We start from the raw sequence: 23,906 nt of genomic DNA on the forward strand, positions 1-23,906 counted from the left end.
CAGTAGATTTTCAGTAAGAGATTTACAATAGATATTCAATACCTACTTAAGTATTGGATATCTATTCGTTATCTATTGATTAATTATTGGTTATATATTGAATATCCTGTCTTTTGCGGACATTTTGACGCCCGGTCGCGGACACTGCGTAGAAGTCGTTGGAGCCCGCCCCAATCTCTCAGGCGCAGGGCGAAGTCGCGCAGGAATTCGTACCACCGATATGTCCGGCCGGGTGTTTACGCACAAGCAAACGATTCGCATGGAGCTGCCGAAGCCGATTCCGAGGGTGTGCTAGGTGGTATGTATACCCCAAAAAAACAGGCTGCCTGAGTCAGGCAGCCTGTTTTATTCTTGGCCAACGAGTGCTTACAAGTGCACCAGGCGGAATTTCTCTTGATAGTTGCCATCGGACAACTGCAAAATATAGACGCCGGCTCCGGCGGTATTCATTACGCGCTCTATGCGTTCGTTCAGTTTCTCCAGCGTACCGGCGCCGACGAATAGCTGTACCCCTGTGGCTGTGGTCAATATAGCTTGCAGCTGACCGTTGCTGGTGTCGTCTTGCTGCCAGAATGTTACCTGGTCTACTACCGGGTTTGGCGTTACGGCCCAGCGCGCTTTTGCGTTTTGCTCACCAGTGATTTCGAGTACAGTCAGTATGTTGCTATACGAGCTTTGTTGATCGAAGTCCACCTGGCGGATGCGATAGTAATAGCGCGTCTGCATGTTGGCCTTCTTGTCAAAGAAGTCGTATTTGTTCTTGCTTTCGCTGTTCAGCGCCTGAACCGTGCCGATCTGTGCGAAGGTGCGACCGTCTTCTGAACGCTCAACTTCAAAGTGGCTGGCGTTGCGTTCCTTCTCGGTTATCCAGTCCAGTGCTATACCGGTGCCGGCGCGTTGTGCTGTGAAGTCGATCCACTTCAGCGGCAGCGGCGTGAACTGATCTGTCGAGCCCAGGGTGAAAGGACTAAAGTTTGTCACTGTTGATACCGTTACCGTGCCGGCGGTAGTCGAACCGTCTTGTGTGAAGGACGTCGCGCCCGGAGGGAAGTCCCAGCGAGTGCCGGCCCAGCGTACCACGCGCAAGTTCGGTACGACACCGATACTCGGTGGCTTATAGCTGCCCACGTCGTAGCTCAACGTCAGGTCCGATACGGCCGAGCCACTGCGTGAGACGATCCAGTATTCGTGAACGCTGACGTCGCCGACGTTGACCGTATTAAAGGTCGCACTGTTGAAGCCGTCGGTGGTCGGGTCGCCTGCAATGTATTGTCCGGTCCAGGTGTCGGCCGCAGACGTGTTGCTCAGGCGCGCGGGGCGATAACGGTTTGTTGGGGCCAGGGTGTTAAAGCCACCGGAAGGGAACTGGAAGCTGCCACCGGCCGCGACGTCGCGGCGCATCGGGCCTGCTACAAATGATTGCTCGCTGGCGCCCGTCCAGGTTGCCGCCGGCGCAAAGATCAGCGGGTGGGTGGCCGATGTTATCATATAACCGGTCGTGAAGGTAAACGCGTTGTTCACCGTGGTAGTGGCCGTACCGTTGAGAACTACCCGGCCGCCGGATTTTGACAAGCCCATGTTGTAGAAGGCTGTCGAGCCATTGACCGTCTGTGTGTTGTTCCCGGTAAAGATCACTGCGCCCGTACCGGTATTAAAGGTACTGTTGTTGTTCCAGTTACCAGCAATCGTGATATCGCGGTTATTTGTGGAGTTGTCCAGCGTTGTGCCCGCGGCAATCGTCATATTGCCATTCAGGATCAGGTCGGTGTTCGTCATCGTCAGTATGCCGGAGCCGATCACACTTACGTGGTTGTATGTGTTACGGTTGTTCATTGTCATCGGGGCGATGTACTCAATCGTACCGCCACCGGCGGACACAAACTGTGTATAGTTACCTGCCGGCAGTGTATTGGTTGCAGTACGCAACGTACCGGTACCGCTAATCGCACCAAGGTTGTGGCCTACTGTCGGAGTGCCGAGTGAACCCGTATATAGCAGGCCGTCAATGCGGGTGGAAAACGCGCGCTGACCGGAGGTGTTCATATTCATGCGGGCACCGGGAAGGATCACCACCGGGCGGCCGACGGGTACGTTGCTCAGCGGTGTACCATAACCCGTAGACGACAACGTCCAGTTAGTAGCCAGGTTCCAATTGGAGCCTGTGGCCTGGTTGGAGGCTGTCGTAGGGTTGCTGGTTCCGTTGGTATCTGCAAAGCGGGTATATACCGGTTGCACGGGGTTGGGCAAGGTCTGCGTCGTACCGGCTGTATAGTGGTACTCACCGCCGGGTTGCGGCATATTCGCCGGCACGGTAGGACTTGCGTCGATTGTCAGACCGTCGGTGATGGTCAGGATGCGCGGGTCGGCAGCGGCTGCGTTTAACGCACCCACGGGCCGGGTCCAGCCGATCAGATTAATGGCGTCCAGGTGTGCGCCCACGAAGGTACCGCTGCCACCCCCTATCACGCCCGACGGGAACTGATAGGTATGTGTGCCCGTATTGCCATAGACCAGCGCGTTGTCACGCTGCACCATCCAGTAGTAGTTGAGGATATATTCGCCGTTAGCGCTGGCGGTCGGGTGCTGCTCGTTCACGGCGATAACTGTCAGGCGGCCCGGGGTCGATACGTTCAGGGTATAGGTGGCCGGCGTATAGTTGGTACGTGTACCGACTGGGTAGGTAAAGGTGTTCGTGCCGGTGGGCCAGTTACGCACAACGCCCAGATCGCTCGATACACCGTTGGTACGGATGAAACGGTTCGTGCCGGCATTGCTTACCGGGGTGTTCTGGTTTCCGAACACCAGCTGATTGGAGGCGATGTTAAGGTAGCGGTATGTACCGGATGTTGTGAAGTTAAGGGTGCCGTTGATGATGGTGTTACCCACGACATCCACCGTCTTTGTCAGGGCGGTACCACCCAGGCTCAGGTTTGTAAACGAACCGCCACCGCTGGTGATCGTGTGCGTGGTGGCCGCGCCACTCATCATGATGAGACCGTTACCCACCTGTGTGCTGTTGTTGACGATATTACCGTTTACGTTCAGTGTACCCGACACTGAAAGTACACCGCGCAAGATGTTCAGGTTGTTGATCGACGCTGTGCCGTTCAGGGTTGCGACACCCGCGCCTTTGTCGATCGTGATGTTCTGGAACGTACTGGTGGCAGTCAGGTCGCCGGTCTGCGCACCGCTACCGTTAAAGGTGGTGGTGTTACCGCCACCGATCGTACCGTCGTATATACCCGTACCGAGGATGCTCAGGTCACCACCGATCGTTACATCCAGCGTGTTGGTCTCAAGCTCGGTGTTGTTGTTGATCTCCAACGTGCCACTGAGGTTCAGCTTACTGGAGCGAATATTGACGGTTTGCTTGGTCGTTGTACCGAGAATGCTCAGATTGCCGATGGTCGGCACAATGTTCAGGCTGAGCGCGGCACTAACGGTAGTGGTGGTGTTTGTGCCGATCTCGATGGTTGCACCGGGCAATACGTGGCTGGTCACGGGGTTGATGTAAAGGTCGGCGTAGGCCGTTCCTCCCGTCGAGCGACTGATTGACAGCGTACCACCTGTCATGGTAAAGCTACTACCCGGGTTGTTCTCGATCTCAAAAACACCACGGGTGTTAACACCGGCCGCGTTTCGACCGCCGACTGTTACCGTACCAGCGGACTGAGTATACGCCAGTGCACCGGACAGCGTCGTTGTTGCACGACGGATAGAACCGTTTACATACAGCGTACCTCCGCTCACAATAATGCTCGGCGTACCGGCCGAGGCATATTCTATATCATTATTAAAATTTTGATTATTAACAAGTGGATTGATGTTGACAATGCCACCCGTTATCTCCAGCGTCCCCGCCAGGGTTAGATCCGCGGTATTGACGTTACCACTATTAATGATATCTACCTGACCTTTATCTATTTTCAAACGGGCAGCAGCAGGGATATTATACGCCGCAGTGCTCAACACATAGGTATTCTCATTGTTAAATTCGAATGTACCGTTCAGCAACGTCAACCATCCATTGGTGAGCGTCTGTACGCTTCCCCCTACGTCAAACATCAGTACCGGCGTCTGGGAGGTACCTTTATCAAGCGTAACCCGATTTAACACCGTGCCGTTGACACCCGTGCCCGTAAAGGACGCATTTGCTGCACCGGTAAATAAAAGATTCGCCACATGGTTACTGTTACGCAGCTGCAACCTCCCGTTGTTGACTATGCTGCCGTCAATAGTAATGTTGTGTGTCTGTGCATTGGTGCCGCTCATGTTAAACGTACCGTCGGCCGCGATCGTAGTCGTACCCCCTAAAAACATGTCTACAGCATAGGTAGACCGAAGGCTGAATGTACCTTGTAGAATGTCGTAGTCACCATTGACAGCCAGTTTTCGGTTTGCTGTATTGTCAATAAAGAAACTGCCCACGCCAGTCTTGGTCAGGTTGTGGTATACCAGCAGGTCGTTTGCTGATGCCGTAATGATTGCCGCCGCTGAAGTCGGGTTAATGATTAGGTTATAGTAATTAAGAAGGTTGAGCCTCTGTGGCAGTGGGCCTTCCGCGGGCAGCGTTTTCGATGCGCCATACCACTCTACCGTACCGCCGTCGGGGCCGAGGAAGTTGATGAAGTCACCCGCGGGGAATACGTTTGAAGCAATCCGTAGTGTTCCACGTCCTGCCACTGTACCACCGCCTACGTTGGTACCGAAGTTGTGTCCCGTAATCGTACCGCAGTCCAGGAAGGCATTGACGTTTAGCTCGAGGCTACCGCATGACTTGGCGGCATCGGTGATCGTCACAGTGTGCGCCAGCGAGCCGTCTGCCGCGCCGATTACTACCGGGCAGGTCAGACACGGTGTGCCTGCAGCAGCTGCCACTCTGTCGGGGTTCGTACTCCAGGTTGTGTTTGCGTTCCAGGCGCCGTTCAGGCGGCTGTAGTATACCGTTACTGCCTGGAATGCAGCCGTATTACCAGCCGTGTATTCGCCATCGAGCATAGAGCCCGCGCTGTTCACCCAGGCGCCAGGTGTACCCGTATTGAACGCATACGGTGATGCACCCAGGGCAATGGTTGTGGTGCCGGGGGCCGCGTTTGATGCGTAGGCTGCATTGCTATACGACCAGCTGTAAGCTACAGGATCGTAACGTGCAGCCCGATATCCAGCGCCTGCGTTATCGCGGGTGGCGGTGCCGTACGTATAGGTTTTATGAGAGACAGCGCCCAGACCGGCAAAGCCTTCACTGGTTACACGCCAGTAGAACTGTACGCTCTGTCCGGTGGTGGTAACGTTGGGATGCGCGCCATTTACCGGTCGAACGGTAATAGTACCCGCGGTGGTAGCGGTGGCGTTGATGGTGACGGGTGTATACAGCGCACTACCCGTTCCCATCGGAAAGAGTAAGTCCACAGCAGAAGTGGCCTGGCGGGTCAACCCGCCGGCATTCTGCAAGCCGCTGGTCTCAATATTACAGTTGTTGCCAAAACCGGCTGTGGCCACAAGGGCACCTACCACGGTCAGGTTGTACGACCCAATGTTCAGTGTTGTATTGGCGGTGACCAGGCGGAGTGTATTGGTCACGGTTTGTTTACCGGCTGTGTATACCACGGCGCCGGTTTGAATAGTTAGGTTTCCAAACGTTCCATTCGCACCACCGATGGTATTAGATGCTGCGTTGTTCAGGACGATGGCACCCGTCCCCGTACTGGTGTGTACTGCACTGTTGCTCAGTGTACCCGTGACGGTCAGCACCTTGGTGTTGTCGGCCAGCGTGCCATTTGTAAGCTCCAGCGACGAGGTGATGTTCGGGAATGTACCCGATCCACCCAACGTGAGGGTGCCGGCTGTTTTTTGCATGACCACCCGGTATAGGTTAGTGATCGTACCGCTTTGCGTCCAGGCCTGGGCACCTGTGCCGTTGAACGTCGTGGTATTGTTGTCCGGGCGATAGGTTGTGCCTGCAGCAATCTGGAAGTTTCCGCCGACTGTCAGGTCGAGGCTGTTGCAATCCAGGTGAGCATTGCCCCCATTGATGGTCAGGTCGTTTAATATGATAAGCGGTTGCGCCGGCCGCGTATAGGCGGTACCGTCGTCAAAGATGAGCGAGGCCAACACCGCGCCGGAAGCGCCCGTCGTGTTAGTCTTACTAATATCCAGGTTATAGAACGGCGCTGTGGAGCAGATGGTAAAGTTCACAGCGCTCGCCGGCAGCTGCGCATAGACGTTACCGCCTGTCACTTTGATATTTGATGAGGCGGCGTAGATAAGCATACCACCATTAAGCGTCTGGCCTGTGGCATTTGTAGGGTTTGCCACGGTCAGGTTGCCACCACTCATTTCAAATGTACACTCCTGGTAGGGCAGCGCAAAGCGCGGATATTCGTGAAAGCTGGGGCCTACCTGTCCGGCTGTTCCTACGTTCACCGAACCACCGGTCTGTTTGTATGCGAAGCGGTTATTGGCACCGAGATAGGTCGTTCGAATCTGCCAGGTGTTAAGGGTACCACCTTCCATCTGAAATACACCCGAACCACCGCCAAGCAAACCGCGCGAGAAGCCGAGGTTCATCGTGCCTTTGGTAAGCCGCAGCAAACCGAATACATAGATCTGACGCCCGTTGTCGCCGGTGTCAGTTGTGTTGGTAACCTGAATATTGATATTGTCGCCGTTTACCCACAGGGCAGCATTTTGCGGAATGGGCCATCCCCCGCCGATACCACCGCCGCCGTTTATCACGAGGTTGGGAATGGTGATGGTTCCTTGTAATTGCAACGTACCGTTGATCAGCGACAGCGCATTGTCGGATATATAGTTAGGCGCTCCGCCTGAGTAGTTTTGGTTGGTGGGACCGAACAGACGGAAGTTGGCTACGTTAGAAGAGTTGATCGTTAGCATGGCCTGCTGGCCGGTACCTTTGTTAACAATGAGCCGGTAAAAGTCGGTTTGCCCGTTCAGCGTAAAGCTGTTGTCGCTCAGACCTGTAACGGTCAGTTCGACGGCGTTGTTTTTTAAGGCCAGGTTATAGATCGTACCGCCCGTATAGGCGGCGTCCGTCAGCTGCGCATCGGTGTCGTCAAAGAGTTTGATGGAGCCGTTGTTGACAATATTGCCCGTGATGGTCATTCGGTGTGCCGCGGTAGGGGCACCTGCGCTGGTGCGAATACGGGCGTTGGCCGATACTGTAAGGTTACCACTCAACACGATCGTTCGGCGGGTGGCGGCGCCGTTGTTGATCTGCCAGGTAACGGTGCCGCTACCGCCGGTCTGGGTAATATTGAAGTCACTGTTGACAGTCAGGTCGCTACCGCTGATAAACGTGATGGCGGCGTTGGTGCTGTTGGTCAACCACAACTTGTTATAAACTGTTTGTGTTGTCGAAAGCGCACCACCGGTGTTGTAATACTCCACGGTACCACCGGTGCCGGCGGCCACGAAGTTGGTATACGTACCGGCCGGCAGGTTGACGCTACCGATACGCAACAGACCAGCACCGCTTACGGTACCCAGGGTATTGTTGGTCATGGTCGTCATGTCGAGCACGGCACCACCCTGAATCGTGGTACTGCCGAGAACGAGATTAGAAGTATCCGCGGTAATGGTAAAGCCGTTGAGGATTACGACCTGGTCACCGGGTTGCGGTGGCAGGTTGAGTGGATTGACCAGCGTGGTACCCGAGGGGTCTTGCGTCCAGTTCTCCCAGTTTTTCCAGAAACCGGTCTGGTAGCTGTACCAGGTCATGGGGTATGCGTTGGCGGTGCCCGTGGTATAATAGTAAGTGCCGGTGTTGAGGGGTTGCGATGCTCCGGTAGAAAAATAGTCGCTGCCCGGCGTGACAGTACCGGTGATGGCGGTCCATGAACCGTTGCCGGCATTCAGGAACCAGTTGGTGTCGTAGTTGGCCTCCACGTCACCGCCCGAAACGTCTTCCGATTCATTATAATAAAAGCGAGCACCAGCATTGAGGGTTGTGGCGGCGGCATTGCCAGCTACAACCAGGCGGAACGTACGCCGCAACTGCCCCTGGATACTTGTATTGAAGATCGGCTTGATCGATACTGTACTGTTGGCTGTGGGGGCCGTACCGGCCACGACGCCTGCAGCACTTAAATCGAGCGGAGTATAGCCACCGGTAGGCGTACCGATAGGATAGAATATGCGCCAGGGGTTGACGCTATTGGAGGTTTCACGGATCAATTGGCTGGTAGAGGTAGCCTTACCGTCAAGCTCAATGTAGCGGCTTGCGTTATAGCCAGTAATGGTCGCGACGCTGGTCAACGTGATGTTTGCCGGATTGAGCACCGACAGCAGGCCGTTGCTGGCAAAGTTGAGCGCACCGTTTATACGCAGCGGCTGGGTGGTCGATACGTTCCCGCCGCTGTTGGTCATGTTGTAGAGCTGAATGAGGTTACCCGTACCGGTAATCGTTTGACCCGAGCCTGTAAAAGCGACTGTAGTCGAAACGGTTGTGGTCGCAGGCACCGTACCGAAGTTGAAGGTACCGTTGTTCTCCAGGTTACCGCCGATGTTAAACGTGTGGGTGTTTGTACCCGTCGCACCGTTGCGGATTGTTCCGCCGGTATTGACAGTTACGTCGTTCAGGACCGAAAATGTTATACCTGCGTTATTGTTGTTGCCAAATTGCAGTACACCATTCACGGTCAGGTTGAGGACCGATCGCAACGCGACTGCAGGCTGGCTGGCAGACCGGTAGATCACCGTGTGGTTGGCGGCAATGATCACATTATCCAGGGGACCCGGCGTTTGTTGACACGCTCCGCAGGGAGCCGCGCCACCATGGCCGGTGGTTGACCATGTAGTATTTGAGTCCCAATTGCCACCTGTTGTGGCATTTCGGCTGTAAAACGTTTGTTGAGCACTCGCCAGTTGAACCCCCAGGAGGGTGCAAAAAACAAGCACGGTAATGGACACACGCCAGCCGGTTTTAAAGATTGAAGGAACCATATGACCTATTAAGATTAAGCGTTAGCTGAAAAAATGCACATACTGAACAGTAAAAAGAGGGGGTTTTTCGGGGAGACTTTCCAATATGTACATATCCCCGGCTTTACAAAGGTAAGCGGAAAAATATTACGCCTTGAGCCCATTTTCCTGCCATGTAACCTTTCCGAATTATTCCTATTATTGCGGAGCCAATCTTAGCTGATTGGCATTTTTTTATCCTATGCGTACCAAAGCCATCACCCGACTGCTTTTCCTGGTGGGAGTCATCACCTGGCTGGCCTTGGTATTTGCTGAAATTTCGATCGTATTCAGTATTTCGAGCAACCTCAAACAGGAACTACCCACCTGGCTGCCTGGCATCCTGCTGAACCTGTATATCCTATCTGTTTTCTATTACTTCAAATTGCGGATCGAACGTGACGAAGTACTTAATTTCGTCGACCTGCTTTGGCGCGTATTCGCCACCGGATTGGTGTCAACCGTAATCTCACTCAGTTTGCGATTGCTGGAGGTGCTCATGGGCAGCACCCGGCTTCCCAAGAGTCTTGTTTTTAACGACTTTATTTATCTGATCAACCTCGGGCTCATGATCGGTTTCCTGCTCATGGCCTTTACCGTGTGGAAACGGCTCATTCTGTATCAGAAGTCCAAGTGGCTGCTGCGCCTCTGGACTTTCTTCGAGGTGGGACTGCTGCTCTCCCTATTATACAACAGCTTTAATATACCGGTGGTGGAATGGTTGTACGGCACCCTCTTCGGCATTTTTGTACTGACCGGTCTGGTGTTGTCGGGCAACATGAAGTGGGTGGCGTACCTCAACTTCCGCCAGAAATGGACCAGCTTGCTGTTGTTGCTGCTGACAATCTTTTACCTGTTGTACCTCATCTACACCAACCGCACGCTGGTGACCGTTCTTGGCCAGGCCATGCCCTCCATGCAGATGCTGACCGACTACCAGGAGCATATTTTTATTCTGTCGGTGATCGTCTTTGTGACGGTGTACAGCATTTTCTCTTTCCTGGTGATTTTGTTCAACCTGCCGACGACGTCGGTCTTTGAGCAAAAGCTGGAGGAGGTGGTGAACTTCCAACGCATCAGCCAGTCCATTCAGACCGAGCAGAGCGAAGACAGCGTATACAATATTTTGCTGGAGACATCCGTCAGTACAGTATTCGCCGACGCGGCGTGGCTGGAAGTAAACCTGCGGCAACACAATTACCGGCTGTTCACCTATAAGATTACCGAGAAAGAGTCGTACGACATCATCAACCACCTCAAGACGCACAACATCAAAGGTATTCTTGAGCAGAGCAGCGACAAGACCAAAAACCTGTCGAAGCACCTGTCGTCGTTGAAGGGCTCGCGGTTCCGTTCGATCCTGGCCTTCCCGATCTATGTCAAGGGCGAGAACATCGGCACCCTGGCGCTGCTGCGCGAGCTGCCCGAAGGCTTTAATAAAGAGATGACAAAGATCGTGTCGACCTTTGCCAACCAGGCAGGCATATCGATCGAGAATTTCCGCCTCATGGAGGAGGCCCTGCAAAACGAACGTTACAAAGAGGAGCTCAAGATTGCCAAGACGGTACAAAAAAGCTTGTTGCCGGATGTGCTGGAAAAGGATGACGACTTTGACATTGCGGCCTTCTCGGAATCTGCCGACGAAGTAGGCGGCGACTATTACGACACCTTGCGGATTAACGACCACCTGGTCTCGCTCATCATTGCCGACGTGTCGGGCAAAGGTACGACGGCGGCGTTCCACATGTCGCAGATGAAAGGGATATTTCATAGTCTGGCGCAGGAGGATATTGAACCAGATGAGTTCATGTCGCGTTCTAATCAGGCATTGATATACTGCCTGGAACGCGGATCGTTCATTTCGGCCACCTATTTCATGATCAACACCCAAACGAAAAAGATCCGCTATGCGCGCGCAGGGCACTGCCCGGTATTGTATTACAGCACGGCAAAGAAAACCACGGAATATTTCAAGGACAAAGGCGTTGCGCTGGGTATGGTGCGCAATAAGAGCTATAAGAAATTTATCCAGGCGAACGAATTCAGCTATTGCCCCGACGACATCATGGTGCTGTATACCGACGGCATCACGGAAGCGAAGGATGGCAAGAATGAAGAGTTCGGCTATGATCGCCTGGAGCAGATAGTGATGGAGGTGCATGATCGTCCGGTGCGGGAAATACAGGAGCAGCTGATCCAGCGCCTGTACGATTTTTCCGGCACGGAGAATATCAACGACGACTACACTACCATGATCGTAAAATTTAAATAACAGGCCGCCAGCCCCTGAAAAGGCGACCGGTCAGGAATTAAAACATTAAAATTAAAACAACGTTATAACCTATGATCCACATCAGGAGAATACAGGAAGACGGTGCAGATGTGATCGCACTCATCGGCGAAATTGACGCCAGTTCTTCCATAGAGCTTGATCTGGCGATTGCCAAGAGTGTGGGAGAAGGATTCGAAAAGATCCTTGTGGACTGCGGTGCGCTCGAATACATTTCATCAGCGGGATTGGGGGTATTTATGTCGTATATCGAAGAGTTCAAGGACCGCGGCATCAGGATGGTGCTGTTCGGCATGAGCGACAAGGTGTGGCATACCTTTAGCATCCTGGGACTGGGCGAGCTGTTGCAGATTGGAAAAGATAAGGTAGAGGCAAAGCAAATGATCGCATGAAATACGTGCATAAAGTTGGATGCAGCATCGAGAACCTGAAGGGCGTGCGTGATTTTATACGGGTATCGCTGAAGAATCATGGTGTGGCCGATCTGGAGATCAGCGAAATTGTACTGGCATTGGACGAGATGTGCTCGAACCTGATGATACACGCCCACCACTGCAACCCGGAAGACCTGTTTGAGCTACACATCGACATTGATAAAAACGACCCGGTGGTCTTTGAGATTGTCGACGACGGCACCGTGTTCGACATCAACCAATTTCACGCGCCTGCGCTCGACAACATTGTCCAAGAAAAGCGTAAGGGCGGCCTCGGCATCCGCCTGGTAAAATCAATCATGGATAAAATCGAATATCAAAATCGCAGCGGCCGCAACGTTTGCCGTCTGATCAAATCCGTTCATTTTCAGTAATCCCCTTACCCCGAACCAACGCCTATGAGACTATTTGCAGTGTGTATTCTGCTCGGTTGTGCTTTTGCTACCACATCCCTGCAGGCGCAGAAACAAAAAAAGGCGCCAAAGCCTGTCACGCTGTTTACCGTTAACAAGAAACCCGTTACGGCCGAAGAGTTTATTTACCTCTACAAAAAAAATCACCAGAACAAATCGGAGGATTTCACCACGGCAAAGGTCGAGGAGTACCTCACGCTGTTCGTAAACTTCAAGCTGAAGGTCGAAGAGGCCCGCGCCCGTGGCATGGACACCACCGGCAGGTTTATACGCGAGTATAATCAGTATAAAGACGAGCTACGCCGCCCCTACCTGCCCGACTCCAAAATCACGGACAGCCTGACGAGGCTTACCTATGAACGCTTAAAGGAAGAGGTGAAAGCCTCGCATATATTGTTAAACATCAAGGCGGATGCTTCGCCTGCCGATACCGTGGCGGTATACAACCGCCTGGTCGATATTCGCAATAAGATCATTGCCGGCGAAGACTTTGGCAAAGCTGCCATGCAGTATTCCGAAGACCCCTCCGCGCGCATGAACCAGGGTAACCTGGGCTACTTTACCGCGCTGCAGATGGTCTATCCGTTTGAGAATGCTGCCTACACCACCAAACCGGGGCAAGTAAGCATGCCGGTGCGTACGCGTTTTGGCTACCACCTGCTCTATGTTGCCGATCGCCGCCCCTCGCAGGGCGAGGTGGAGGTATCGCACATTATGCTACGCACAGGCGAAGGCAAAGACAATGAAAAAGTAAAGAACCAGATCTTCGAACTTGTCGATGAATTACAAGCGGGCGTGAAGTGGGAAGATTTGTGTAAACAATATTCGGAAGACCCGGGCTCGAAAGACAACGGCGGCAAGATGCGGCCCTTTGGCCCTGGCGCAATGGCCAGCATACCCGACTTTGAGCGGACGGCGTTTGCCCTGAAAAATCCAGGCGACATTTCCGACCCCTTTCAGACAGCCTATGGGTGGCATATCATGCGCCTGGAGCGCAAAATTCCGCTGGGTACGTTTGAAGCTGTAAGCCCTACACTCAAGAGCCGCGTGAACCGCGACGAGCGCACCCAGCTGTCCAAGCAGGCCATGGAGCTCAAGTGGCGTCGCGACTACCAGTTCCGCGAGGACGCCGTAGTGAAGGCCCGCGTGCTGGCCCTGGGCGACACATCCTTGCACAATGCCAAATGGAAGGCCCCCGTCGTGCCCAATGCCGCGCGCGACATGATGTTTTCCCTGACGGACAAGCGCTACACGGTTCAGGATTTTTTGCAGTACACGCAGAAAATGCAGCGTCCCAATACGCAAGACCCCGCCAAGTATTTAGAGCAGTTATACAACCATTTTGTCGATGCCAGCATCCTATCGCTGTTGGAGGCGAAGATCGTGCGCGAAAATCCCGAATACGGCTACCTGCTAAAGGAGTATTACGAGGGTATTTTGCTGTTCGAGATCATGGAAAAGGAGGTTTGGAACAAGGCTTCGACCGATTCGGTGGGGCAGCGGCGCTTCTTCGAGGCAAACGCAGCCCACTATAAAGCCGGCGAGCGAGCCCGGGCTACGTTTTATACGGCTTCCACACCGGGCTTTGAGGCTACGTTGAGACCACTGCTACAAGCCAGCCAGGCCGATCAAAACCGCCTCCAGCAAGTGGTGAGCGAGAACAAGGTAAAGACGGAAACCGGCGTTTTTACGAAGGAGGAGAAGCCGGTGCTGCAGAAGGTCACGTGGGCACCCGGCGTGTACACAGCAGAAAACAACGGATTGTATTACCTTGTGCGGCTCAGCGAGATAATTCCCCCCGGCCCTATGTCGTTTGAAGAGGCAAGGCCGTCGGTCATCTCCGACTACCAGGGCGACCTGGAAAAACGCTGGATTGAGGAATTAAAGAAAAAATACCCCGTAAAAGTGAATGGAAAAGGGAAGCAATACACTCTTCAGAAACTTCAGGCGAAGTAAAGGCCACTGGTTGCTGGCGGCCTTTCTGGTGACAGGTTGCGACCTTATCAAAATGAAAAACGACTCGGGCCGCGCCACCGAAGACCGGCAGGCGGTATCCCGCGTAGGCAATACTTATCTGTACCGGGATGAGCTGGCAGGCTTTATTGCCCCCGGCACCTCACCACAGGACAGCGCTACCCACATCGAGGCGTACATCAATAGCTGGGTGCGCAAGCAGCTGCTGATCCAGGAGGCCAGCCGCAAGATCGACATCGACGAGGCGGAGGTCGAACGCAAGATCCTGGACTATCGCTACAGCATCATTGCCTACGAGTATCAGACTTATTATATCAAAGAACACCTGGACACGGTCATTGCCAACAGCGAGATCGAAAAGTACTATAAGGACAACATCGACAATTTTATCCTGAAGCAGAATATCGTCCAGGCGACATTCATCAAGGTGCCCAAAAACGCCCCTCGTACTGGAAAAATCAAGGAATTGATCTATTCCAGCCGCGACAAGGACGAGAAGGAGTTGAAGTCATACTGCCTTAGTTTTTCGGCGGCATACCACATTTCCGACTCCAGCTGGATGGTGTTTGATGAACTGGTTCGGAATTCGCCCCTGGCGGAGATCCCCAATAAAATTCAGTTTTTAAAAACCACACCGTACTACGAAACCTCTGACGATAGCTATCTTTACTTTTTAATGGTGGACCAATACCGGATGTCCGACAACATTTCCCCGCTGGAGTTTGTCAAAGACGATATCCGCAACATCATTTTAAACAAGCGCAAGGTAGAACTGGCCAAACGGCTGGAGGACGAGACGTATACGAAGGCACTGGACCAAAAGGAATTTGAGATTTTTAAGTAATATGAACATAGCAGGAATATCGAGGTACATGACCCTGACGCTGTTTGCCGGCGTCATGGCCTTTCAGGCTTCGGCACAGGAGAGCGAGGAGGCGACAGGCTTTGTAGTAGATGAGATCATCTCCAAAGTAGACAACTACATTGTGTTGAAGTCCGACCTGGACCGGCTCTACCAGGACCAGCTGACCAACGGCCGCCCGCCCGGGCAGCAGCTTCGCTGCCAGCTGATGGCGATGCTGATCCGCAATAAACTTATGATGGCAAAGGCCGAGATCGACTCGGTCATGGTGTTGGATGCCGAAGTAGACGCTAACACGCAACGCCGTATGGATATGATCCTGTCGCAGTCCGGCCGCTCGCCTGACGAACTGGAGGAGCTGTATGGCAAGCCGCTGGAGCAGATCCGCTCGGAACTGCGCGACCAGGTGCGCGAGCAAATGATCGTAAACAAAATGGAAGGTGTCATGACCGATGGGCTGGTGGTAACGCCGGCCGAAGTGCGTCGCTTCTTTAGCAAGATTCCCAAGGATAGTCTTCCCTATTTCTCTGCTTCCGTAGAAGTAGCACAGATCGTTAAGATTGCCAAGGTCAGCGAAGAGCAAAAGAACATTACACGCACCGAGCTGGTCGCGCTGCGCAACCGCCTGCTGGCAGGTGAAGATTGGGCCACGCTCGCGAAGAAGTATTCTTCCGACCCCAGTGTGATCACCAACGGTGGTGACATGGGCTGGTCAGGCCGCGGCCGCATGGTGCCCGAGTACGAAGCCACAGCGTTTCGGCTCAAGCCGAACGAAATCTCTATGCCCTTCGAGTCACCCTTCGGCTTTCACGTCATGCAGCTGCTCGAGCGCCGGGGGAACGAGTATCACTCGCGCCACATCCTGATCTCGCCGAAGCCTTCTGAGTCGGATTTAGCAAAGGCCAGCAAAAACCTGGATAGCATCCGCACGCTGATCGTAAACGACAGCATCAAGTTCCAGAAGGCTGCGAAAGAATTTTCAGACGACGTAGAGACGAAAGGCAATGGTGGCTTCTTCAGTGACGCCAACGGGGGCATCCGCCTGATGGTGGACGAGCTCGACCCGGTGGTGTTCTTCAAGCTTGACTCCATGCAGATCGGCGATATCTCTCACCCCATTGTATACCGCACGGACGACGGTAAAGATGCTGTTCGTATCTTGTACTACCGTTCGCGCATTGCTCCACACCAGGCGTCCCTGGAAGCGGACTGGTCGCGGATACAAGACGCTACGCTGAATGAGAAAAAGGACCGTATCTTGCAGAAGTGGTTTCAGAAGGCCCGGAAAGATGTCTTTATCAGCATCGACCAGGCTTATGATTATTGTGGAATTTTAGATGAATAACGAATGACGAAGTTTGCCTCTGATGTCGAAGCTGCCGATGCCCTTGCCGCGGCCTATAAAAATTTAAAGTCTGAAATATCAAAGGTCGTTATCGGCCAGGAAGACGTTGTACACCAGATCCTGACAGCCATCTTTTGTCATGGCCATTCGTTGCTGGTAGGCGTACCGGGGCTCGCCAAGACCCTGTTGGTACAGACCATTGCCACCTCGCTCGAGCTTCAGTTCAAGCGGATACAGTTTACGCCCGACCTGATGCCGTCTGACATCGTCGGCGCCGAAACGATGGACAAAGAGCGCAACTTCAAATTTGTGCGTGGCCCGATCTTCGCCAACATTGTCCTTGCCGACGAGATCAACCGTACGCCTCCGAAAACCCAAGCCGCCCTGCTGGAGTCCATGCAGGAGCATGCCGTGACCATTGCCGGCCAGCGTTACGACCTGCCCGGCCCGTTCTTTGTACTGGCCACGCAGAACCCGATCGAGCAGGAAGGAACCTACCCGCTACCAGAAGCGCAGCTCGACCGCTTTATGTTCAACATTCAACTGACCTATCCCTCTTTCCGCGAAGAAGTGGAGGTGGTGAAGAATACCACCAGCGACGAGACACGCCAGGTAAACAAGGTGTTGAACGCCGAGGAGATTGCCTACTTTCAACACCTGGTACGCCGGGTGAGCATTGTCGATAACGTGATTGAATACGCCGTGGGCCTGGTGAATAAAACCCGCCCGGGTGTACCCGGCGCATCGGCCGTCGCTACCGAGTTTCTCGAGTGGGGAGCAGGGCCGCGTGCCTCGCAGTTCCTGGTGCTCGGCGCCAAGTGCCATGCCTTGCTGAACGGCAAATATTCTCCCGACATCGACGACGTGCGTGCTATTGCCAAACCTGTATTGCGCCACCGCATCGTACGGAACTTCAAGGCCGAAGCAGAAGGCATCAGCGTCGACGAATTGATCGAGCGCCTGATCTAATCCCAGCCGTACTTACCGAACTAAGTCGAGCAGCCCCATGCGGCGCATCTGGCGGAAGAATAACTTTTCCGCTACGTCGTCGTCTTTGATGTGGTATCGCGCGCCGATATACTTTACAATTTTTCCGTCTTCGATTACCGGTACGATCGTAGAGTCGACCCAATAGTGCGTTCCATCCTTCTTGCGATTTTTGATGATGCCATTAAAGGCATTGCCGACTTTAATCTCCGCCCACATCTGCCGGAAGATCTCTTTGGGCATATCCGGGTGACGAATCAAATTATGCGGTTGGCCGATTAGCTCTTCCTGTGAATATTGGGCAATCTCACAAAACTTGTCGTTGGCAAACAGGATGGTGCCGAATAAGTCTGACTCTGACAAGATGGTCGTAAGCCCCAGTACTTTTTCACGTGCTTCCAGCGCGTGACGAATCGCGGTGTTGCGTTCCAGCTGACGACTCATTTGTTCCTGAATGGCCTGGATCTCCTCCATGTTTTGGCGCATCTCTTCCTCCTGGCTGCGCAACTCTTCGGTCTGGCGCTGCGAGGCCTCCAGCAGTGTGCGCACGTGGTCGTTGGTCTTCATGGATTGGATCACCGAAGAGAAAGCTTCTGCTGCTTTCTCCAGGAACTTCACCGCATGGCTGTTCAGCTTTTTGAACGAAGCGATCTCGAGTACGCCGTTTACCTGCTCATTGGTCTTGAGCGGCACAATGGCTATAAATCCCGGTGCGCCCGTGCCTAGCCCGGACGTGATGCGGATATAATCTTTGGGTACCTGATGTAGTACGATGGTTTCTTTTTCGAAGTAACACTGCCCTACCAGGCCTTCGCCGGGCGCAATGGTTTTGGTCATGTGTTTTTTTCGCTCGTAGGCATAACACGCGGCCAGGTTTAGCACCGCCTCTTCGTCGGGTTGTTCCTGCAGGAAGAAGATCGAGCCCTGATTTCCGTTAACATATTTTACCAGGAATCGAACGACATCGTCGGCCAGGTGGCTCAGGTCGGTGCTGGTGCGCAGCAACTCGCCGAAGCTTGCCAGGCCACGTGTCTCCCATGTGCGCCGCTCCTCTTCCTCCTTCTCGGCCATCAGTTTGGTTTTGTAGCCGTCGAGCAGGGCGGCGATCTTACGATCGGCAAAATCATTGGATACTTGTGCACTCATGTCGCCCCGGTCGAGGCTACCGATAAAGTCGTCGAGCATAAACCATTGTTTCCGGTCGTTGTCGATCTGCTGTACAAACCGCTCCTCACTGCGGGCAATTTTCCGGCCGGCCAGAAAGGCTGCTGCAGCGCATACGGCGGGGGTGGCAATGGCCAGTCCGTTGACCGCGGTTTTTCCCCAGGTGCTGTGACTTTCTCCCAGGCGTTGTGCCAATAGCAGCAGCGGACAAAGCATGCCGATGGCAAGGCCGAAGGCGGCCCATTTCTGTTCTGTTTTCATATACGTTCCTGACTACGGCAACGAAGTACTAACTTTCCGGCAGCGCAGGAGTTGATAAACATTATTCAAAAACATGATAAATGTCAGGAATGGAAACAGCGGGAATGTGTGAAGTGTGAGAGCGAAGAAACACGGACCGCTCTCACATTCACACTGCTAACGGGGGAGTGTGTTAATCGCGGTAATCGGGAATGTTACACAAAAATACTTCGGTGATCAGCAACGGGTGGCCGTGCATGTGGAAGATGGAGCGACGCGCCCACAGCTCGGGTATGCGACTGCTTTTTTCCACCTCGGCTTTGAAGAAGTGCGAGTGTACAAGTACATCAAACAACAGCTCATCGTTTCCGGTCACACGTTTGACCTCGAACCCACTGCGGGTAACATGGGGGTTATTGTAGAGCAGCGTTTCGCCAATCGGGCGATTGCCGAGAGTATCCAGCTCCTCCTGGCAAGCGCGGTACGTTGTCTCGGGCATGGTGACACGAGCGTAGACCAGCGGATCTTCGACATTACCGAGATATGTTTCTCGCACGTAACCGTCCGGGCAGGTATAGCACTGCAACGCAGAGATTTCGTCAGCATACATGGGTTTGATGGACTGATCACAAACGCTCACGGCAAAATTGCTACACACGCGCTTTAACGCATGACTCAATACAAATGGCTTGTAGAGCCACTCGCGCAGCACGGGCGGCACAATATCGGCCGGCATGGTCGCGATGCTTTCCCAGTGGCCCAATTCGCCGCGGTAGTCGCGGGCAAAGGGCTTCACGGCAACAAGGCCTACGCGCTCGCGGCCGTCCATACGAATGCCCGATGGCAACTCGCCTTCTTCTTCGCCAAAGTAACGTACCTCGCGAATAGTAAAGCCGGCGTTCTGAAACGCCCACGTTAGATCGTCGGCGTCCACGTGGTGGATCTGGTTGGGCAGGTGGCTATAGATGGCGGGGTCGTGGCTGTAGTGCGCCACGTCGTCGATGTACCCGGCCCAGCGTACGCCCTCGCGGCGGCGCTCTTCGTAGACAGGTATGAATGCCTTGACGTGGTCGATATACGGGGTGAACGATACAATAAATACTTCGCCGCCGGGGATGAGCCAGTCGTATACCTTGCGGGCGCCCGCTTCGATCTCGTCACCGTTCAGGAACGGCAGCACTTGCGACATGTACACCGCGCTGAGCGATTCGTTTTCCATGTCGAAGTGCGGAAAGCGGCCACGCATGGTTTTCAGGTGTGGTTGCAATACATCGCCAACGGTATTGTGAATGGCCTGCAGGTGGCTCTCCTCTATGTCGACGGCGACGACGCGTGCTCCCGTTAGCAAGGCTGGCAGGGTGGCTACGCCGTACGCAGCACCAATATCCATGACAGGATGGGTGGCTTTAGAGGCGGCATTGACAAAGGCTTTTCCGAAGGACGTGAGGGTGTAGGTAAACCCTCTTTTGTTTTGGGTGGAGATAGCTGTTTGGACTTTCATACGGTAGGTAGGGTAAGTTGAGACAATACAAAAACACACTGACAACAAAGCCTAAAAGGCCGCAGGGGCCCGTAGGCCCCTGCTGAGTAACAAATCTTATTTAAGCGCAGCCGTAACCGGCTTCAGGTTCCGGAACCATTCCTTGGCATCTTCTATTTTGCCAAAGAACTCAACGGTCATTATATCCTCCTGCTCCCTGACTTCATCCTCCTTGGGAGCCGACTTTGCAGCATAGCCCTTCACGGAGCGGACGGCGAAAACATTCTCCGGCAATACAAACGCGACGTGATTAATACCGGCCTTGAGTGCACGCGGGTTCCATACCTCGGCTACCCACTGGATGTCTTTTTCGGGCTGCACGGCGTGCTTGCTGGTGTCGGCCAGCCACAGCAGCCGCGCGTGGCTTTTTTTCTTTTCAATAAGGTGTGTGAGTCCTTTTTCTAAAAATGCCTTGAATTGATCCGAGGACATGAAATCGGTAAAGGATGCCGTGATGCAGGGCACGGTAGGGTCGTACTCAATAGTACCATTCTTTTCTACGACAAGTTTCATACAATGTCAAAAGGGGTTAATTGTGGTTAAAATTTTTTGATTGATCGTTTCGACCGGCTACAAATACATTTCACCGGGTCATTAAAATAAAGTTGCTTTTAATACTTATACTAAATATTTGTATTTCGTACACATCCATACATGTCGCCCACCTGTGAGCGTTTTGTTCGGAATAGTACAATTGTATCCTCCGGAGTAGTACAATTGTACTATATGCAACGGTTTCCAGTTGTTCACGCATCGCCTGGGATATGCGCGACCGGATGAAAAGTCCTGGATTTTTGACAAAATGACTAAAAAACTAACCTCACGGTGTCAACGGAGTGCTTATTTGCTGAACTGAGGTTAACACAGCTGCCATACCGGTATAATACGGGGCATTGTACCTGATTTTTCCGGTATGCAAAGACCTGCCGGTCGTTCCGTGTCCGGCAACAGCCGGGTCATTTCGAGGGAGGTAGTGCAAAGATTTCGCACGGTATAATTTTTTGTATATACTCCTGATGAAACGTTACAAAAATCTAAAAGGCAACTCGGGCATAATGTCGTATGACATCGGGCGTGACTCGATCATCGTTACGTTTCGGGGCGGACACACTTACCTATATAATTATGTTGTCACGGGCAAAATGCACATCGAGAAAATGAAGAAGCTCGCACGAGAAGGTATAGGCCTCAGCACGTATATCAGTCGCCATGTAAAAGACCGTTATGCAGAGCAATTGTCATGAGTGTGCAGGTATACTGCACGCTGCACAAAGAAATATACCGCATCGTTTGACAGTATTTATAAAATATTTAACTTGAATTAAGATTTGCTACGAGCCCCCTTATTAGGATCTCTTGCAAGCAGAACTACTACGGACCGTAAAAGTGTATTCCCTGGCAGAATTCGTGCGCGGATATATTTTACGCTTCATCAATCAAAATGCACAGGTATCCCACGACAGCGGCAACCGCAAACGTCGAGATCTTACTGGCCATTCAATACCGGCGAGTACTCTCGTTTTACTACGAAGGCTTTCATAGACTCGTAGAGCCGTACTGCTATGGGTTATCTCCTGCCGGTATTCCGGTCCTGTGGTGTTATCAACATGGTGGCGGCAGCGCGACGCATACGTTTGACTGGCTATTGGTGGACCTCAGCCACGTCCGGAATATTACTATCATGGATAAACGCTTCAGCCGACTCCGCGCCGGGTACGACCGCGCCAGCATAGGCGTAGACCGCGTCTTCTCCCAGATCTGATTCGCAAAAATCCACCCGAAGTCGTATTATAGCACCCGGGAATCAGCGTGCGTGTGGACCCGATAGCCATCGGGTGTGAGAGCGAAAGCCCCTCCAGACAAGCTGCCCACGTGTATGAAGGAGCAGGAAAAAATTGAACGGTTCGACAATCTGTATGATACCTACCACGACATCGGGCTGCCCATAGACCTGATCGACGCGGAGGCAGAATTTACGATTCATAACCTGGCCGAAATACACCTGGACCTGCCTTTTAAGTCGCCGGTATACCGGGCCAACTACTTTTCCTTCGTCTTTGTCAAGAATGGTCATGGCCGGTATTCGACGGATGACCATCGTTTTGATACTTCGCCCGGGACGATCTATTTTACCAATCCCGGCCACTACAAATCATTTGAATGGCTGCAAATGGACGAGGTCTATCTCATTACGTTCAGTGAGTCGTTTTTAAAAGAGAATGTACATCCCGATGTGTTCCAGGAATTTTCGTTCCTCCTGGCCGAGACGGTACCGCCGCGTACGTTGCAGCGCGAAGTGTATACGGAATTTGAGCGGCTGTACCTGCAAATCCTAAAGGAGTACCGGGCGGCGTCGCCCTATAAACATCGTCTTATCGGCAGTCTCTTCGTGGTGCTGCTGCTCAAGGTAAAAGAGTACTTCTGGGAGGACTATAACCCGATCTATGAGGGCAATCGCAGCTCGCAGATTGTGAAGGCCTTCAAAAGCTTGCTGGAAAAACACTACCGTGACCTGGCGGACGGTAAGACCCGTACGCTGTTCCAGGCGCAGGATTATGCCCGGAGCCTGAACCTGCACCCAAATTACCTCAGCCAGGTGATCAAGAGCAAAACGGGCCGCTCGGTCAGCGTGTGGATCAGCGACAAGACCATGGCCGAGGCCAAGTCGTTGCTGCGCAATTCATCTATTCCCGTCAAGGAAATAGCCTTTCAACTTGGTTTTTCGGAGTCTGCTCACTTCAGTAACTACTTCAAAAAACACACAAATCTAACGCCGAACGCCTTCCGGCGAGAACCTGGCCAAGGTTAAGTCTATCTTGGATATTTACATGTAGTCCTTAAGAATCTGTACTTTTTCAGGGGGACGGAGGTTGCACCTTTGTATCGTTCAATTAAACAATACAACATCATGAGCACAGTAAAAAACAAGATCGTCATCGTAACCGGGGCATCACGCGGCATCGGTGCTGCCATCGCACAATCATTAGCCCAGGCAGGGGCAAAGGTCATCGTTAATTATGCCGGCAGCCGCGCGTCGGCGGAAGAGGTCGTAAACAATATCGTCGCTGCCGGTGGCCAGGCCAAAGCCGTACAGGCCGATGTCAGCAAGCCGGCCGATGTCGATCGCCTTTTTGACGAAGCTATTGCCGCATACGGTCGCGTGGATGTACTCGTAAACAACGCCGGCATCATGATCGTCAAGCCTCTGAGCGAGACCACCGACGAAGACTTCACCCGTCAGTTCGATATCAACGTGCGAGGGACCTTCAATACGATGCGCGCGGCGGCGACACGCCTGGCGGACAACGGTACGATCATCAACTTCTCAACGTCCGTAAACCGCCCGATGCTGCCCGGATATGCCACCTACGCTGCTACCAAGAGTGCCGTCGAGCAACTCACGCGGGTATTTGCCAAAGAAGTTGGCAAACGCAATATCAATGTCAACTCTGTTTCACCCGGCCCGACCAACACCGAGCTGTTTACCAACGGCAAGAGTGACAAAGTCATTGGCCGCCTGGCGGCACTCTCCGCATTCAACCGCATCGGTGAACCTTCGGATATCGCCCCCGTGGTAACATTCCTGGCCAGCGATGAGGCCAAGTGGATCAGCGCCCAAAACATCGGCCTAAACGGTGCGATGGCCTAGTCAGGCCGCACCGCTTCTTCTTTAACTTT

General features: G+C 53.2%; 15 protein-coding genes. 11 read left to right on the plus strand and 4 right to left on the minus strand.

Annotated elements, in window-relative coordinates; all coding sequences use genetic code 11:
- Positions 1-366 precede the first annotated feature (366 nt).
- Positions 367-8,961, minus strand: coding sequence for a beta strand repeat-containing protein (locus K7P01_RS10580; RefSeq protein WP_267292709.1), 8,595 nt, complete (start codon positions 8,959-8,961; stop codon positions 367-369).
- A gap of 220 nt (positions 8,962-9,181) precedes the next feature.
- Here K7P01_RS10580 and K7P01_RS10585 point away from each other — a divergent pair, with 220 nt between their 5' ends.
- The 7 genes from K7P01_RS10585 (at position 9,182) to K7P01_RS10615 (ending at position 17,266) form a co-directional block, all read left to right on the plus strand.
- On the plus strand, positions 9,182-11,251 hold the full coding sequence (locus tag K7P01_RS10585) for a GAF domain-containing SpoIIE family protein phosphatase (RefSeq protein ID WP_267292711.1): 2,070 nt from the start codon (positions 9,182-9,184) through the stop codon (positions 11,249-11,251).
- Between the two features lie 71 nt (positions 11,252-11,322).
- Positions 11,323-11,661, plus strand: coding sequence for an STAS domain-containing protein (locus tag K7P01_RS10590; protein WP_267292713.1), 339 nt, complete (start codon positions 11,323-11,325; stop codon positions 11,659-11,661).
- Positions 11,658-12,077, plus strand: coding sequence for an ATP-binding protein (locus K7P01_RS10595; protein WP_254082178.1), 420 nt, complete (start codon positions 11,658-11,660; stop codon positions 12,075-12,077). Before K7P01_RS10590 ends, K7P01_RS10595 begins: the two co-directional genes overlap by 4 nt.
- A gap of 24 nt (positions 12,078-12,101) precedes the next feature.
- A complete protein-coding gene (locus tag K7P01_RS10600; RefSeq protein WP_267292717.1) occupies positions 12,102-14,072 on the plus strand; it encodes a peptidylprolyl isomerase in 1,971 nt (656 codons plus the stop codon).
- A complete protein-coding gene (locus K7P01_RS10605) occupies positions 14,026-14,934 on the plus strand; it encodes a peptidyl-prolyl cis-trans isomerase (protein WP_267292719.1) in 909 nt (302 codons plus the stop codon). Before K7P01_RS10600 ends, K7P01_RS10605 begins: the two co-directional genes overlap by 47 nt.
- 28 nt (positions 14,935-14,962) lie before the next feature.
- Entirely contained in the window at positions 14,963-16,297 is a 1,335-nt protein-coding gene (locus tag K7P01_RS10610; RefSeq protein ID WP_267292721.1) for a peptidylprolyl isomerase, read from the plus strand.
- Between the two features lie 3 nt (positions 16,298-16,300).
- The gene (locus K7P01_RS10615) at positions 16,301-17,266 is read left to right on the plus strand and encodes an AAA family ATPase (protein WP_267292723.1); all 966 of its coding nucleotides are present in this window, start codon (positions 16,301-16,303) and stop codon (positions 17,264-17,266) included.
- Positions 17,267-17,278: 12 nt separating this feature from the next.
- Here the strand turns inward: K7P01_RS10615 and K7P01_RS10620 are convergent, their stop codons facing one another.
- The 3 genes from K7P01_RS10620 to K7P01_RS10630 all read right to left on the minus strand — a co-directional run bounded on the left by K7P01_RS10620 (position 17,279) and on the right by K7P01_RS10630 (position 20,741).
- On the minus strand, positions 17,279-18,709 hold the full coding sequence (locus tag K7P01_RS10620; RefSeq protein ID WP_267292725.1) for a PAS domain-containing protein: 1,431 nt from the start codon (positions 18,707-18,709) through the stop codon (positions 17,279-17,281).
- A 172-nt stretch (positions 18,710-18,881) separates the two neighbouring features.
- Positions 18,882-20,189, minus strand: a complete 1,308-nt coding sequence (locus tag K7P01_RS10625; RefSeq protein WP_267292727.1) for a chorismate lyase — start codon at positions 20,187-20,189, stop codon at positions 18,882-18,884.
- Positions 20,190-20,285: 96 nt separating this feature from the next.
- The gene (locus K7P01_RS10630) at positions 20,286-20,741 is read right to left on the minus strand and encodes a hypothetical protein (RefSeq protein ID WP_267292729.1); all 456 of its coding nucleotides are present in this window, start codon (positions 20,739-20,741) and stop codon (positions 20,286-20,288) included.
- 503 nt (positions 20,742-21,244) lie between these two features.
- Here K7P01_RS10630 and K7P01_RS10635 point away from each other — a divergent pair.
- The 4 genes from K7P01_RS10635 to K7P01_RS10650 all read left to right on the plus strand — a co-directional run bounded on the left by K7P01_RS10635 (position 21,245) and on the right by K7P01_RS10650 (position 23,877).
- Complete coding sequence (locus tag K7P01_RS10635; RefSeq protein WP_267292731.1) at positions 21,245-21,472, plus strand: hypothetical protein; 228 nt, start codon at positions 21,245-21,247, stop codon at positions 21,470-21,472.
- Between the two features lie 197 nt (positions 21,473-21,669).
- Complete coding sequence (locus K7P01_RS10640; RefSeq protein WP_267292733.1) at positions 21,670-21,990, plus strand: hypothetical protein; 321 nt, start codon at positions 21,670-21,672, stop codon at positions 21,988-21,990.
- A gap of 75 nt (positions 21,991-22,065) precedes the next feature.
- Positions 22,066-23,037: a helix-turn-helix domain-containing protein gene (locus K7P01_RS10645; RefSeq protein ID WP_267292735.1), complete on the plus strand. Its 972-nt coding sequence runs from the start codon at positions 22,066-22,068 to the stop codon at positions 23,035-23,037.
- 99 nt (positions 23,038-23,136) lie between these two features.
- Entirely contained in the window at positions 23,137-23,877 is a 741-nt protein-coding gene (locus K7P01_RS10650; RefSeq protein ID WP_267292737.1) for an SDR family oxidoreductase, read from the plus strand.
- Positions 23,878-23,906 lie beyond the last annotated feature (29 nt).

Origin of the sequence: Parachryseolinea silvisoli, assembly GCF_021190955.1 — a bacterium.
In the GTDB taxonomy this organism is placed as follows: Bacteria; Bacteroidota; Bacteroidia; order Cytophagales; family Cyclobacteriaceae; genus Ohtaekwangia; species Ohtaekwangia silvisoli.